The sequence below is a fragment of the Foetidibacter luteolus genome, from assembly GCF_009650435.1.
Classification (GTDB): domain Bacteria; phylum Bacteroidota; class Bacteroidia; order Chitinophagales; family Chitinophagaceae; genus Foetidibacter; species Foetidibacter luteolus.
Window position 1 is genome coordinate 1 of record NZ_VVIP01000066.1, and the last position, 13,530, is coordinate 13,530.

Consider the following 13,530-nt stretch of genomic DNA (forward strand, 5'->3'; position numbering starts at 1 on the left):
CGTGAGTAGGGGGTAGCTTTTCATTCAACATTCATTATTCCTTGTTCCTTGTTCGATATTCATCTTTTCCCTTACTTTTGAAAGAACGGTTGCAGTGCTGTTGGCTAACCTTGCTTTTGCCCCTGATATTACGTGTATGATACAACCGTAAATACCCAATCAGCAGTAATGAATACTTCAGTTGTAGTTGTTGGAAGCTCCAATACAGATATGGTGATTACCACCAGCCGCATACCGGTACCCGGCGAAACTATTTTGGGCGGCCAGTTTGCATTACATGCAGGCGGCAAAGGCGCCAACCAGGCTGTGGCGGCGGCAAGGCTGGGTGGCCACGTTAGCTTTATTGCCAGGCTGGGCAACGATTTATTTGGCAGGCAGGCTATTGATAACTTCAAAAAAGAAAATATCAATGTGTCACACGTGTTTACAGATGCCAGCCATCCATCGGGTACAGCAATGATAATAGTTGACAGCCATGGTGAAAACTGTATTGTGGTGGCGCCCGGCGCCAATGCACACTTGTCTGTAACTGATATTGAAAACGCGGCCTATGCAATTGCCAACGCCGCTGTAATTGTAGTGCAGCTTGAGATACCCATAGAAACGGTTTGCGAAATAGCTAAACTGGCAAAGCAACGGCAGTTAAAGTTGTTACTAAACCCGGCGCCGGCCTGCGAACTGCCGGCTGAAATTTACGATGGGCTTTACATGATTACACCCAATAAGAAAGAAGCGGAAATGCTTACGGGTATAACCATCACCAATATAGAAAGTTGCCGGCAAGCTGCTGCTGTTTTTACAGGGCGTGGAGTGCAGCACATCATTATAACCATGGGGGAGGAGGGTGCTTATGTGCATACCGCTGGCGGTGGTTATATAGTACCTGCACAAAAAGTAAAAGCGGTTGATACCACAGCGGCCGGTGATGTTTTTAATGGCGCTTTGGCTGTAGCCATTGCTAATGAGGAAGATATTAAAACTGCTGTAGCTTTTGCCTGCAGGGCTTCGGCCATCTCTGTTACAAGGGCGGGGGCGCAGGCCTCGGCGCCGTACCTGCACGAAATTGATGTTAGTTAACACCATACAAACAACCTGATATGTTTATTGTACAAAGCTACCCTGTTGCGGTTTTGTTTTGCTTTATCACCATGTTGTGCTGGGGCTCCTGGGCCAACACGCAAAAGCTGGCGCAAAAAACCTGGCGGTTCGAGCTGTTTTACTGGGACTATGTGGCCGGTATTTTACTATTCTCCATCATTTCTGCATTTACCCTGGGCAGTATGGGCAGCCAGGGCAGAAGTTTTATTGCAGACCTGCAACAAGCCGACAGTGCCAACATAGGAAGTGCCTTTTTGGGTGGTATTATTTTTAACGCGGCCAATATATTGTTTTCAGCGGCTATTGCCATAGCAGGCATGTCAGTTGCTTTTCCCGTGGGTATTGGCCTTGCGCTGGTGCTGGGTGTTATGGTTAATTATGTTTCGTCGCCTGCCGCCAACCCCGCATTCTTGTTTGCCGGTGTGGCGTTTGTTGCCGTGGCTATCGTGCTTAACGCGATAGCTTACAGCAGCGCATCGAAAGGGGGCCAAAAAGTGTCTGCCAAAGGCATTGTTATTTCGCTGCTGGCAGGGTTGCTTATGTCTTTTTTTTACCGCTTCATCGCGGCTTCTATGGACCTGGATAATTTTGAACAACCTGCAGCGGGTAAAATGACGCCTTATACGGCAGTTTTTATTTTTTCAACCGGCATTTTCGCCAGCAATTTTTTGTTCAACACCATCCTTATGAAAAAGCCGCTGGATGGGCCGCCGGTATTTTACAGCACTTATTTTAAGGAAAAATTAGCCACCCATGGGGTAGGCGTATTGGGTGGTATTATATGGGGTATCGGCAATTCATTTAACCTTATAGCTGCGGGCCGTGCCGGTGCTGCTGTTTCTTACGGGTTGGGGCAGGGCGCCACGCTTATTGCGGCGTTGTGGGGTGTATTCATCTGGAAAGAATTTAAAAATGCACCGCAGAAAATTAATGTTTTGCTGGGTTGCATGTTCGCCTGTTTTATAGCAGGCCTTGCATTGATTATTTATGCGGGACTGTAAATAAACCAGCGGAAGTTTTATGGAACGGACAGTAGTATTTCAATGAAGCATCGTTGAGCAATCTTGCGTGACGAAGCAGCAAGATTGGAACACTTGTACGTCCGGTTTTTCATGGCGGCATTTAAGCGGGTACCATTCCCGCTACGGAATCATTATAAGCCTAACTTATTATCTACATCATTATGAAAAAAACACTGTTATTGCTTTGCTCGGTTTTTATAGCCGTCTTTATTGCGCAGGGCCAGCCGCAAACGCCTGTTAAAGTTATTTTCGACTCAGATATGGGCCCGGATTATGACGATGTAGGCGCTATAGCCATGCTGCATGCATTTGCGGATGAGGGCAAGGCGGAGATACTCGCTACCATTGCCAGTACCAAGTATCCCAATGTAGCAGCGGTATTCAGTGTATTGAATACCTACTTTAACCGGCCACAATTACCCATTGCCGTGCCCAAAGGCAATGCCCTGGAGTTAAAAGATTTTCAGCACTGGACTGACAGCCTGGTGGCCAACTACCCGCATTCCATTAACAGTAACGGTGAAACACCCGGCGCGGTTGAACTTTACCGAAGGATATTATCCGGCCAGCCGGATGGCAGTGTAACTATTGTAACTGTAGGCTTTCTTACCAATCTTGCCGCTTTGATGCAATCGCTGCCGGATGAATTTTCTCCACTGCCCGGCAAAGAGCTGATTGCTAAAAAAGTGAAGAAGCTGGTAAGTATGGCAGGCAGGTTTCCTTCCGGCAAAGAATTTAATGTTGACCGTGATTTTACTGCATCCAAATATGTTTTTGATAACTGGCAAACGCCGGTGATATTGAGCGGCTTTGAAATTGGCGAAAAAATAAAGTGCGGGCTGCCGCTAATAAACAATCAATCAGTTGTGCATAGCCCGGTGAAAGATGTTTTCCGCATCAGCATACCACTTGCGGAAGAAGACAAAGATGGCCGCAAAAGCTGGGATGAGACAGCGGTACTGGTAGCCGTAGAGGGCCATGAAAAATTCTACACATTACAACGTGGCAAAATGATAGTAAGCGGCAGCGATGGCAGCAATACCTGGGTAAACGATGCGAATGGCAACCATTATTACCTGGTTGAAAAAGTACCCCCGGCAGAGGTGCAGCAATTGATAGACAAGCTAATGATGCACCAGCCAGTTAAAAAGTGAAGACTTTAGCTTGTGCAGAATTTATGCAGTTGCAAAAGAATACCGCCGGATGAACTTATTGATTGCACTTAATTTACTCATTAAAAACTGCCACATGAAATTAACTCTTTACAAACTGCTCGGTACGCTTGCTTTTATTGTTGCAGGCAATATTACAACAGAAGCCCAGGATGGTACTCCTGATGCCACATTTGGCGCCAATGGCCAGGTAATAACCGATGTTGCTGGCGTAGCCGATTACGGAGCAGCTATTGCTGTGCAAACAGGTGGGAAAATTGTTTTGGGTGGCCATACAACCATTGCGAGCAAAAATTACTTTGCGTTGGTCAGATATCAGCCGGATGGAGCTATTGACAGCACTTTTGGTACAAATGGTAAAACAATTGCCGGGTTTGATGGTAATAATTTGCTGAGCTTATCTGCAATCAAGCTTCAACAGGATAGTAAGATCATTGCGTTGGGTTACCTGAATACCGGCGGCGTTGTTTTAATGCGGTTTACAGCAGATGGGGTTGTTGACTCAAGCTTTGGAACAGGCGGCAGGGTTTTAACTGATAACATTAACGGAGAAGAAACTATTTGTTACGATCTGGCTGTTCAAAGTGATGGCGGTATTATTGCGGTAGGCAATGCAGGATGTGATGTGGCGATGTTCTGTTATAAACCGAATGGAACACCTGATTCAACTTTTGGTGTTAATGGTATAAAAGTAATTGATGCCGGAGGTTGTGATAAGGCAAGTGCGATAGCTATACAGCCAGATAAAAAAATTGTAATGGCAGGTATCTGCCAGGAAGGGGCATTGGGCCATTTCCTGGTATTGCGCTGCAACATAAATGGCAGCCTTGATTCAACTTTTGGCACAAACGGCAAAACAATTAATGACATCAGGCAGTATAATGCGGCTTACTCATGCATATTGCAGCCTGATGGAAAAATTGTAGCGGGCGGATTGGCCAAGTTTATTTCCCTCGCTTCTTTTGGTATAGCCAGGTATATGCCCAATGGAACCCTGGACTCATCTTTTGGCACCAATGGCAGCACCTATGTTCAGTTGCCCGGCACCAATTATCCAAAATCTGTGGCCCTGCAAAAAGATGATAAGATCATATTTTCAGGAACAACCAACAATGGTGGTGCTTTTTCCATTGATGTTTTGCGTTATAATAGTAATGGCGTTATAGATTCAACTTTTGGCATAGATGGCCTGGCAGGTACAGTAATTGGCAGTGTTACTTTCGGGAATGCTTTAGTTATGCAGGATGATGATAAGATACTTGTGGGCGGCTATTCTTCCTTTACATCAACCGGTAACGATTTTGTAGCGGTCCGCTTTAATAACAGTATTGTATTGCCCGTAAAGTTAACCAGCTTTACAGGCGTTGCTGTTAAGCGGGCAATAGAGCTTAACTGGATGACTGCATCGGAAGTGAGCAGCAGCCACTTTATTATAGAAAAGAGGGGGTCTGCAAATAGTTTCAACGCTATCGGAAGGGTAAACAGCAGTGGTAATTCAAGCCAGGTAAGGCAATACAGTTACCTGGATGTGAAGCCAGTTAGTGGAGATAATTTTTATCGCCTGAAGCTTGTTGATAAAGATGGAAAATTTATGTACAGCAAAATAGTGACTGTTGCTTTTGGCAATGAACCTTTTATAATTGCGTACCCAAATCCTGCCAGGTGGGCTGTAAAATTAGGCGGGCTAACTGCCGGCAATTTGTTGTATTTGGTGGACATGTCTGGTAAAGTTGTTAACCAGTATACTGCAAATGGCAGTAACTATACTATCAACATTCAACACCTTAAGGCAGGCTTGTACGTTATACGGGTAATGCGAATGGGCAAATTAACAACACTTAAGATAGTAAAAGAATAATATTCAAAAGTAGGTTGGTCACCGGTAAGATAAGGTAAACAAATCTTATGCTACCCTGCGGGCAAAGCCCAATAGCAATCCTTTTGCTGAATGGCTGCCGGATGGAAATGGAAACCCCGCTGAGGGGCTGTGTGTCAGCCTCTGTGGCGGAGTTGTAATGGACAGCCGGAACTAAAGATGCACAATGTTACCACCGGTGAAAGCCCCAAAAACCATTCATGCAGTTTGCTTATTTTCTCCGGGCCATCACCAGTTCGTGAATGAATTTTAGTTTTTCTATAGCTGCATTGCTTAATACAAAAGGGTAAATATCGTGCAGGCCCATGCTGCGGTTAAGGCTGTTCATCGCCAATGTTACAGGCAGCCAGAAACTGATGATTTTGCTGAAATCTTTTATTTCGTATGGGTCTGTTTTAATATTGCTGCTGAAGCGGGCTGATATTTTGGTTTCTATATTAATACCGAAAGCGAAAGCTGTTTCTACAGTGTCAACAATGTGCATGTAGTGAGCCCAGGATTCAGCCCAATCCTCCCACGGATGGGCGCTGGCGTACGCACTGATAAAACGCAGGCTCCAATCAGGCACAGGCCCCTGGCTGTAATGGCGGTTAAGGGCTTCAGCGTAATCCTGCTGTTCATCGCCAAACAGGTTCCTGAATTTTTGGAGCGTTGCGGGGTTGGTGCTTACAAGCCTGTCCCAGTAATAATGCCCTATTTCGTGCCTGAAATGGCCAAGTACTGTACGGTAAACCTCATCCATTGATTTGCGGGCCATTTCTCTTTCTATATCATCGGCTTCGGCAATGTTGATAGTGATAAGCCCATTATCGTGGCCGGTCAGTACTTTTTCATTATCGTCCGTAAGCTCGTCAGCGACAAAATCAAAAGCAAGACCGGTTTCCGGCTCTTTTATTTTGTTGTTCAGTGGCAGTTTCATGCGCAATAAAGCATAAGCCAGCCGGTGTTTGGCAGATTCTATGGTAGCCCACCGCTGGGCATATTCGGGTTGCGTAAGGGCCGGAATGGTGCGGTTAAGATCGCAGGCTTTACAAAAAACGGATTCGCTGTCGGCAGGTACCAGCCAGTTGCACACGGCATGCTGGTGGTTGGCGCAATAGCGGTAAGTTGTTTTGTAGCTTCTGTCAACGGGGCGCAAAGCGCCGTTCTTTTCCACAGTAAGGGAAACAAGCTGTAGCGTTTCAGCAACAAAACCCAGGGACGACTGGCAGTTTCCACAAAAAGTATTCTCGAAATATACGGTCTCGCCGCATTTTTGGCATTTGAAGAGTTTCATAACATCAATTGCTGCAAATGCTTTGCCAACGGTTAAACCGCTGAGTTACGCATGTTACACGCCTTACTAAAACTATTGTGCCGATATGCCCGGCATATCTTGCCGTTTGTTAGTTCCTGTTTGGCTGGAGAAGGCGTCTAATACAAGCATGCAGCTACCTAATAATAATCCAATTGACCAAATAAAGGCCAGCAGCAATTTGGCAAGAAAAAGAAGTACACCCATAAGTAAAGATTTTCCGTGGTAACGAATATTGTTGAAAACGGTTATTCACTTAAGGATATCTGGATAAATGCTGATACTAAATACTAAGGCATTCTGTAAACCTAATTAAATGTACAGGATTCTTTAATAACAAGCGCCCAGTTTGTGCACATTTTTAGCACTCATTAAAAACCAGCTTGTTACATATAATTAACCAGGTGGTACGTTAATTTAAAAACAGCACCGGTTTCAAAATCAAGTGCTGTAAACCTGTTTCCCCTATCTTCGCACCCGAAAAGTTGTTTTTTGAATGATCAGCAGAAGAAATATCAGGGTTAAAGTGATGCAGTTAATCTACTCCCTTGAATCCACAGAGAATACCAAGAATGACCCGGTAAAAGTTTTACAACAGCAGTTTGACCAGTCTCACGGACTTTTTGTTTACCTGTTATATTTTTTAACCGAAGTAGCCCGCTATTCGGAAACAGATGCCCGGTTGCGTTCTATGAAGAACCTGCCCAGTGCCGCAGACCTTAACGTAAACACCAAAATTGCGGGCAACGAGGTACTGTGGAAGATATTGGAAAACGAGTCTTACCGCAAGGCTGTTGAAACCCATAAGCCCCAACGCTCAATTGATGCCGATTTGCTGCGCAAGATTTATCTTGAACTGGCAGCTTCTGATATTTACCGCGAATACATTGCCGTGCAGGGCAGGGATAAGAACAGCGAAAGAGATATCATCAAATTTATCTTTACGGACCTGCTGCTGCCTAACGACGATTTTATAAGCCATGTAGAAGAAATTTTTACCAACTGGGACGATGATGCCGATATGATGAACCAGTTGATGCTGAACTATCTTCAAAAACCGGGTACTTATAACCTGCAGGACATGCTGGGTGCAGATAAGTCAAAATTCGCCAAAACATTGCTGGTAACATGCCTTGAAAAAAGGGAACAACTGGCTGAACTTATTAAGCCCAAACTGAAAAACTGGGATGCCGAGCGTATCGCGGTACTGGACATGATACTGATGCAGATGGGCGTTTGCGAGTTCCTGTATTTTGAAACCATTCCAACAAAAGTTACCATTAACGAATACATAGACGTTGCTAAAGAATACAGCACCCCGCAAAGCGGCCAGTTTGTAAATGGCATACTGGATAGTATTCACAAAGAATTGCTGGCACAGAATAAAATTCACAAAACAGATTTCAAACAAAAAATATGACAGAAATTCGCGACAAATACGCGTATATGAAAACGTTTTTTGCAGTGGTAATGCTATCTGTGGCTTTATATGCATGCCAGGGTAATGCCAGTTCTTCCACCAGTACGGCACCCGCTGCCAACGCACAGCAGGCCTTGAACGATACCACCAGCTACACCACCATACAATGGATAGATTCCGTGTACAATTTTGGTACTGTAACAAAAGGCGAGCAGGTAAAAATGACCTTTAAGTTCAAAAATACCGGTAACAAACCCCTTATTATCAGCTCTGCCAAGCCCGGCTGTGGTTGTACCGTAGCAGATTTTACCAAAGAACCTGTACCGCCCGGTGGAGAAGGAGAAGTAACCGGTGTATACGACAGCAATAGAGGTATTCTTGGAACTGTTCATAAATCCATCTCCGTTACTACCAACACTAAAAACGGTGTACAGCATACACTTATCTTTACCGGCGAGGTAAAAGGCGGCGAAGAAAAAAGTAAAAGCTGATTGTTAAAAAGTTAAGTATTAAAACACATACAATGACTCAGATGAATGCCATTTTTTTAGCCGCCGGCGGCGGACAACCTGGAGCCGGGGGTAGCAGCTTTTCATTAATCATGATGGGCGCCATCATTCTTGTTTTCTGGCTGTTTATGATTCGCCCGCAGGCTAAAAAAGCTAAAGATCAAAAGAAGTATATTGACAACCTGCAGAAGGGCGATAAAGTGGTTACCATTGCCGGTATACACGGCACGGTGGCCAAAATAAACGAAGACAACACCATACAACTGGAGGTTAACCCCGGCAGCTACATCAAGCTGGAAAAAAGTGCCATCAGTTTTGAATGGAGCAATGCGGCCAACAAAGCCGTAGCTGCTGATAAAAAATAACAGGTTACAAATTTTTATTCGTCCGGAACCGGCAACGGTTCCGGATTTTTTTTTGCCTGCATATTTTACCCTACTGCATTGTAGGGCCAGCGGGGAGTGGTAAATGGGGAGTGGGAGACCGGCCAGTATATCAAACATCTTGCATTTCCCATTACATCCTACATCCCACACCGTACACCGTACATTTTTTGGGGGTGTCCCTCGTACCTCGGGTCGGGCTTTCCGCTATTACTCCGGCACAAGGCCCTGCTGCGATGGCTTCACCGGGGTAACCGCTTCAATCCCTCACCCGAAAGTGTAGCCTGTTGCAGCTTCTGCAGGCCGGTTTATATATTATTCCTTCTGCCACAGGTGGCAGGCCAACCTATGCTGCGGGAAAAGCCGCATAGCGTACAAGGCGTACAAGAGTGCGACGCAAGGGACGCCTCATGGAAGTTCCTCCAGCCGGGCCCATAATAATTGAAACAAAAAGGCAAAGCGGCAACCAAAGGGGAATATGCTAATTATGCTATTTTTGAAACTTATGAAAACACTCACTACCCCTTTGCAAATCTTGCTTCTGCTTTTCCTGTTCTTTGTTGCAGGCAGGCTTACTGCCCAAAACCTTAGTTTTACCCAGCCGGTAAATTTTGTACCACAGGCAAGAACGGACAAAGCCTTTGATATTACCAACTTCCGCGACTATTATTTTGTTGCATGGAAAGAGCCGGGCAAAACCGGTAAAATTCATGTAAGCTGCCTGGGCAAAAGGTATAGCCCCAACTTTTCCGCTACAGACCAGGTTGTTAGCGATGATGGCAGCAGCTTTGGCCCCATGCTGCGGGTAACACCGGAAAGAATTTACCTTTTCTGGATTGCCGGCGATGGTTCATTAAAGTATGCCATCAACAACAGCGATTCTACTTTTGACGTCGGCAATGTTCATAACCTGGTATTTGAAAATGGGGGCAGGCTAAGCCTTGGCGTAACAACTTCTTACTTCAATGGCAAAGTATTCATCGCTTCTCATGGCGCCGGCAAGAATGACCTGGTTTATGCCATAGCTGCGCCGGATGCACAAGGTATTTTAAAAGATGAAGGCGGGTTGCAAACCATAGCAGGTAAAACATCGGCAGATTATCCTTTTGTGGTAAGCCTTAACAACCAGGCTGTAAGGCTTAGCTGGATGGATAAAAATGGCAATGTGAGTTTTGCGGATTACGACGCACAGACCGGTAACTGGAAAGATGAAAACAGGATCGGCGATGCTAAAACTTCTGTTTCCCCGGCTATTTACAGTTTGTGGAACTCAGGTAAACTTTTTTATGTGTGGAGGGGGGCTAAAAAAGATAACCGCCTTTATTATCTCGCCGAAGATGGTGGCCCTGCCCATGGCGTTAAAAGTGTGCTGCCTGCGTATTTTAATACGGCCAACCCGGTATCTATCTGCAATGTGGATGGTAACAATTTTGTGCTGGCCTATGCCGGTGCAGACCAGAAGCTATACCTGAGTTATTTTTCCGGCTACCGTTCTGAATCCTGGATGCAGGATTTGCTGATGCCGCATAAAGCCAGTTATATGCTTAATGAAATTGTATTGCCAGGCTCTCATGATGCGGGCATGTCTGTACTTAGCGGTATTGGTGGCCAGCAGCAAAGTTCCATTAACGAGTGCAATACACTAACTCAAATGCACAATATCGGTAAGCAGTTGCAGGCGGGTTTGCGCATGTTCGATTTACGCATTGGTACTTACGACAGTGCCTATCATACAAAACACTGCTCATCAGATTGCATGGCCGATGCCATTGGCGGCGGCTATGGCGAACCTCTGAAACCCATTTTAACAGACACCCGTGAATTTCTGCACAAGAACAGGGGAGAGGTGGTGATTTTTAATTTCAGCCATTTTTGCAACAGGGAAACGCCTACCAAAGAACTGGCTGAATACGTGGTAAAAACGCTTGGGGAAGATATTGTTTTTAAAAGCAACGGAAGGGCTTTACATGAGGTTACACTAAAAGATGCAGCAGGTAAAGCGATTATTTTATTTGAGCAATATGTACACCCGGATGGTATTGTTGATTCCAGCGCTATTGCTGATGCTTCAAAAGCATTCATCAACTGGCGCAGGGCTTACGCCGCCACCAACGACCTGAATAAACTGGTAAAAGCGGAAGAAACTTTTTTTGCCGGCATAAAAGACGGCGTTAGTAATAACGACCTTATACGCCTTGACTGGCAGTTAACAGAAAGCAGCAGCGAAGCAGCTCTTGTTTGCAACGACTTTCAGTCTGACAAAACTTCTCCTATTGTAAACGGGGCCATGTTCCTTACCAACCTTATTGGCAAGCACAAAAGCATACGCGACCTTGCGCAAGCCGGTAACAACAGTTTGCCCGGCAAAGTGAACGAATGGCTTGACAACGGCACCATTAACAAAAAAAACAAACCAAATATTTTGTACGTGGATGTATCCGGCACATGGATTACGGATTATTGTATTGACTTGAATAACCACCCGGTTTATAACAGGTAACAGCTATGCAATTTCTTGTTCATTATTTCCTGCACCTGGTTTTTCCGGGTATTGTAGCTTATGCTTTTTACCGGCCCCGCTGGTTAAAAGTGTACCTGCTGCTGCTTGCTACCATGCTGGTGGATGTTGACCACCTGCTGGCTACCCCCATTTACCAGCCGTGCCGGTGCAGTATTGGCTTTCATCCGCTGCATAGTTTTATCGCCTGCGTTTTGTATGCTGTTTTGTTGTACTGGCCTAAAACAAGAATAGTAGCCCTTGGGTTGTTAATGCACATGGCTACCGATGGAATTGATTGTATATGGAACAGTTATAGTTGCGGGTAGAAAATATCGGGCAGTTTAGCTTTTAACAACCACCTGTTAGCTGGTATAGAATTATGGGCCCGGCAGCAGGAACTACGATATAGCTTCCGTTGCGTCGCACTCTTGTACGTTCTGCAATTCTATTCGCCATGGCCCAGTAACCGCATCATCACTGGCGGCAGTTATTATCCCTGTTAACGAACGGTTATTGTTTTTTTATAACATCAATAGTTTGCTCTACCATTTGCGGGGTTATGTCAAGGTGGGTAACTATACGTACCTGGTTTTCAGAAATAGCCATTACCCTTATGTCATCGTCCAGCAGTTTTGCTGCCAATTGTTTGGGTGTAAACCGGCCCTTTACTTCAAAAATCAGGATGTTGGTTTCTACCGGTAATATTTCGCCAACAAAGTCTTTTTCCCTTAACGCATCTGCCAGCAACCGGGCATGGCTGTGATCTGTGGCCAGCCTTTCCAAATGGTTATCCAGCGCATAAATACCTGCCGCCGCAATAATGCCGGCCTGGCGCATGCCGCCGCCAAATATTTTTCGTATACGCCGGGCCTTGGCAATAAAAGCTTTGCTGCCTGCCAAAACACTACCTACAGGCGCCCCAAGCCCCTTGCTAAGGCAAAGGGAAATAGAATCAAATGCCTGGCCGTATTGCAGCGTGGTTTCGCTTTTGGCTATCAGCGCATTCATTAGCCTGGCGCCATCCAGATGAAACTTCAGGTTGTTGTCTTTACACACTGCCTGTATATGTTGTATCTCCGCAAAGTGGTAGCAACTGCCACCACCACGGTTAGCTGTATTTTCCACCGATACCAGCGTGGTTACCGCTTTATGTACATCATCCGGGTTAATAGCATTTTTAACCTGCTCTGCTGTAATTCTGCCTCTGTCACCTTCCAGCAGCCGTACGGAGCAACCGGCATTAAAAGCGATGCCCCCGCCTTCGTACTGGTAAATATGCGAAAGCCGGTCGCAGATAACTTCATCACCAGGCTGCGTGTGTACTTTAATGGCTATTTGGTTGGTCATGGTGCCGCTGGGGCAAAAAATGGCTGCTTCCATGCCAAAAAGGGCGGCAACTTTTTCCTCCAGCAGGTTAACGGTGGGGTCTTCACCAAAAACATCGTCGCCGGTGGGGGCCTGCAGCATGGCCTGCAACATGCCCGGGGTGGGGGCGGTAACAGTATCGGAGCGGTAATCTATCATGCCGGCGAAGGTAATTAAAATGTAAGTTGCTGTTAATGAATGGGTAAGAATATCGAACAAGGAACAAGGAATTTTGAATGATGAAGGAAAGGCAACTTACGATTCACGACCAGCTCACGGTAGAATATCGAACAAGGAACAAGGAATTTTGAATGAGGAATTTAAAGCAAACTTGCGATTCACGACCAGCTCACGGTTCAAATATCGAACAAGGAACAAGGAATTTTGAATGAGGGAGGAAAGCAACTTGCGATTCACGATTCACTACTAGCGAAAATAATATCGAACAAGGAACAAGGAGTTTTGAATGAGAAAGGAAAGGCAACTTGCGATTCACGATTCACTACTAGCGAAAATAATATCGAACAAGGAACAAAGAGTGCTGAATGACAAAACTGTATGCCCCACTCACCATTTACTACTTACCACTTGCGAAAACCGCAATAACAACAGCATGTTACACTTTCGGGTGAGGGATTGAAGCGGCTACCCCGCTGAAGCCTTCGCAGCCCGGCCTTGTGGCGGAGTAATAGCGGAAAGCCCGGCCCGAGGTACGAGGGACACCCCAAAAAACAACTTGTGGAGCAGACTTGCGATTCATGACTTATTCACGTTCACTTGCAGTTTCTTTGCTGGCATTTAGCTTAAAAAAACCATATAACTCATTGTTTTGTCAACAATAATTATTAAATTTCGAAGTTGCGTTGTACTTTTGCAGTTGGTTTCGTATAT

Annotated in this window: 12 protein-coding genes; 9 read left to right on the forward strand and 3 right to left on the reverse strand. The window is 45.4% G+C overall.

Going from position 1 to position 13,530, the window contains the following annotated elements:
- The first annotated feature begins 168 nt into the window (after positions 1–168).
- The 4 genes from rbsK to F0364_RS21845 all read left to right on the forward strand — a co-directional run bounded on the left by rbsK (position 169) and on the right by F0364_RS21845 (position 5,150).
- A complete protein-coding gene (gene rbsK, locus F0364_RS21830) occupies positions 169–1,077 on the forward strand; it encodes a ribokinase (protein ID WP_153799945.1) in 909 nt (302 codons plus the stop codon).
- Positions 1,078–1,097: 20 nt separating this feature from the next.
- The gene (locus F0364_RS21835) at positions 1,098–2,099 is read left to right on the forward strand and encodes a GRP family sugar transporter (protein WP_153799946.1); all 1,002 of its coding nucleotides are present in this window, start codon (positions 1,098–1,100) and stop codon (positions 2,097–2,099) included.
- A gap of 182 nt (positions 2,100–2,281) precedes the next feature.
- The gene (locus F0364_RS21840) at positions 2,282–3,274 is read left to right on the forward strand and encodes a nucleoside hydrolase (protein WP_153799947.1); all 993 of its coding nucleotides are present in this window, start codon (positions 2,282–2,284) and stop codon (positions 3,272–3,274) included.
- A gap of 94 nt (positions 3,275–3,368) precedes the next feature.
- The gene (locus F0364_RS21845; protein ID WP_207632823.1) at positions 3,369–5,150 is read left to right on the forward strand and encodes a T9SS type A sorting domain-containing protein; all 1,782 of its coding nucleotides are present in this window, start codon (positions 3,369–3,371) and stop codon (positions 5,148–5,150) included.
- A 229-nt stretch (positions 5,151–5,379) separates the two neighbouring features.
- Here the strand turns inward: F0364_RS21845 and F0364_RS21850 are convergent, their stop codons facing one another.
- Positions 5,380–6,444 carry a zinc-binding metallopeptidase family protein gene (locus tag F0364_RS21850; protein WP_153799949.1) on the reverse strand — a complete coding sequence of 355 codons (1,065 nt, stop codon included), beginning with the start codon at positions 6,442–6,444 and terminating at the stop codon, positions 5,380–5,382.
- Positions 6,445–6,516: 72 nt separating this feature from the next.
- Entirely contained in the window at positions 6,517–6,669 is a 153-nt protein-coding gene (locus tag F0364_RS21855; protein ID WP_153799950.1) for a hypothetical protein, read from the reverse strand.
- A gap of 289 nt (positions 6,670–6,958) precedes the next feature.
- Here F0364_RS21855 and nusB point away from each other — a divergent pair, with 289 nt between their 5' ends.
- The 5 genes from nusB (at position 6,959) to F0364_RS21880 (ending at position 11,600) form a co-directional block, all read left to right on the forward strand.
- The gene (nusB, locus tag F0364_RS21860; protein ID WP_153799951.1) at positions 6,959–7,882 is read left to right on the forward strand and encodes a transcription antitermination factor NusB; all 924 of its coding nucleotides are present in this window, start codon (positions 6,959–6,961) and stop codon (positions 7,880–7,882) included.
- Positions 7,883–7,908: 26 nt separating this feature from the next.
- Positions 7,909–8,373, forward strand: coding sequence for a DUF1573 domain-containing protein (locus F0364_RS21865; protein WP_207632824.1), 465 nt, complete (start codon positions 7,909–7,911; stop codon positions 8,371–8,373).
- 32 nt (positions 8,374–8,405) lie between these two features.
- A complete protein-coding gene (yajC, locus tag F0364_RS21870; RefSeq protein WP_235921199.1) occupies positions 8,406–8,756 on the forward strand; it encodes a preprotein translocase subunit YajC in 351 nt (116 codons plus the stop codon).
- A 544-nt stretch (positions 8,757–9,300) separates the two neighbouring features.
- Complete coding sequence (locus F0364_RS21875) at positions 9,301–11,274, forward strand: PI-PLC domain-containing protein (RefSeq protein WP_153799953.1); 1,974 nt, start codon at positions 9,301–9,303, stop codon at positions 11,272–11,274.
- Positions 11,275–11,279: 5 nt separating this feature from the next.
- Positions 11,280–11,600: a DUF6122 family protein gene (locus F0364_RS21880; RefSeq protein ID WP_153799954.1), complete on the forward strand. Its 321-nt coding sequence runs from the start codon at positions 11,280–11,282 to the stop codon at positions 11,598–11,600.
- Between the two features lie 184 nt (positions 11,601–11,784).
- On the opposite strand, the gene F0364_RS21885 is transcribed toward F0364_RS21880, so the two are convergent.
- A complete protein-coding gene (locus tag F0364_RS21885; protein ID WP_153799955.1) occupies positions 11,785–12,798 on the reverse strand; it encodes a threonine aldolase family protein in 1,014 nt (337 codons plus the stop codon).
- Between the last annotated feature and the right edge of the window lie 732 nt (positions 12,799–13,530).

Bases quoted from the DNA above. Each gene is read 5' to 3' on its own strand.
- rbsK (WP_153799945.1), top strand. From the start codon at position 169: ATGAATACTTCAGTTGTAGTTGTTGGAAGCTCCAATACAGATATGGTG.
- F0364_RS21835 (WP_153799946.1), top strand. From the start codon at position 1,098: ATGTTTATTGTACAAAGCTACCCTGTTGCGGTTTTGTTTTGCTTTATC.
- F0364_RS21840 (WP_153799947.1), top strand. From the start codon at position 2,282: ATGAAAAAAACACTGTTATTGCTTTGCTCGGTTTTTATAGCCGTCTTT.
- F0364_RS21845 (WP_207632823.1), top strand. From the start codon at position 3,369: ATGAAATTAACTCTTTACAAACTGCTCGGTACGCTTGCTTTTATTGTT.
- F0364_RS21850 (WP_153799949.1), bottom strand. From the start codon at position 6,444: ATGAAACTCTTCAAATGCCAAAAATGCGGCGAGACCGTATATTTCGAG.
- F0364_RS21855 (WP_153799950.1), bottom strand. From the start codon at position 6,669: ATGGGTGTACTTCTTTTTCTTGCCAAATTGCTGCTGGCCTTTATTTGG.
- nusB (WP_153799951.1), top strand. From the start codon at position 6,959: ATGATCAGCAGAAGAAATATCAGGGTTAAAGTGATGCAGTTAATCTAC.
- F0364_RS21865 (WP_207632824.1), top strand. From the start codon at position 7,909: ATGAAAACGTTTTTTGCAGTGGTAATGCTATCTGTGGCTTTATATGCA.
- yajC (WP_235921199.1), top strand. From the start codon at position 8,406: ATGACTCAGATGAATGCCATTTTTTTAGCCGCCGGCGGCGGACAACCT.
- F0364_RS21880 (WP_153799954.1), top strand. From the start codon at position 11,280: ATGCAATTTCTTGTTCATTATTTCCTGCACCTGGTTTTTCCGGGTATT.
- F0364_RS21885 (WP_153799955.1), bottom strand. From the start codon at position 12,798: ATGATAGATTACCGCTCCGATACTGTTACCGCCCCCACCCCGGGCATG.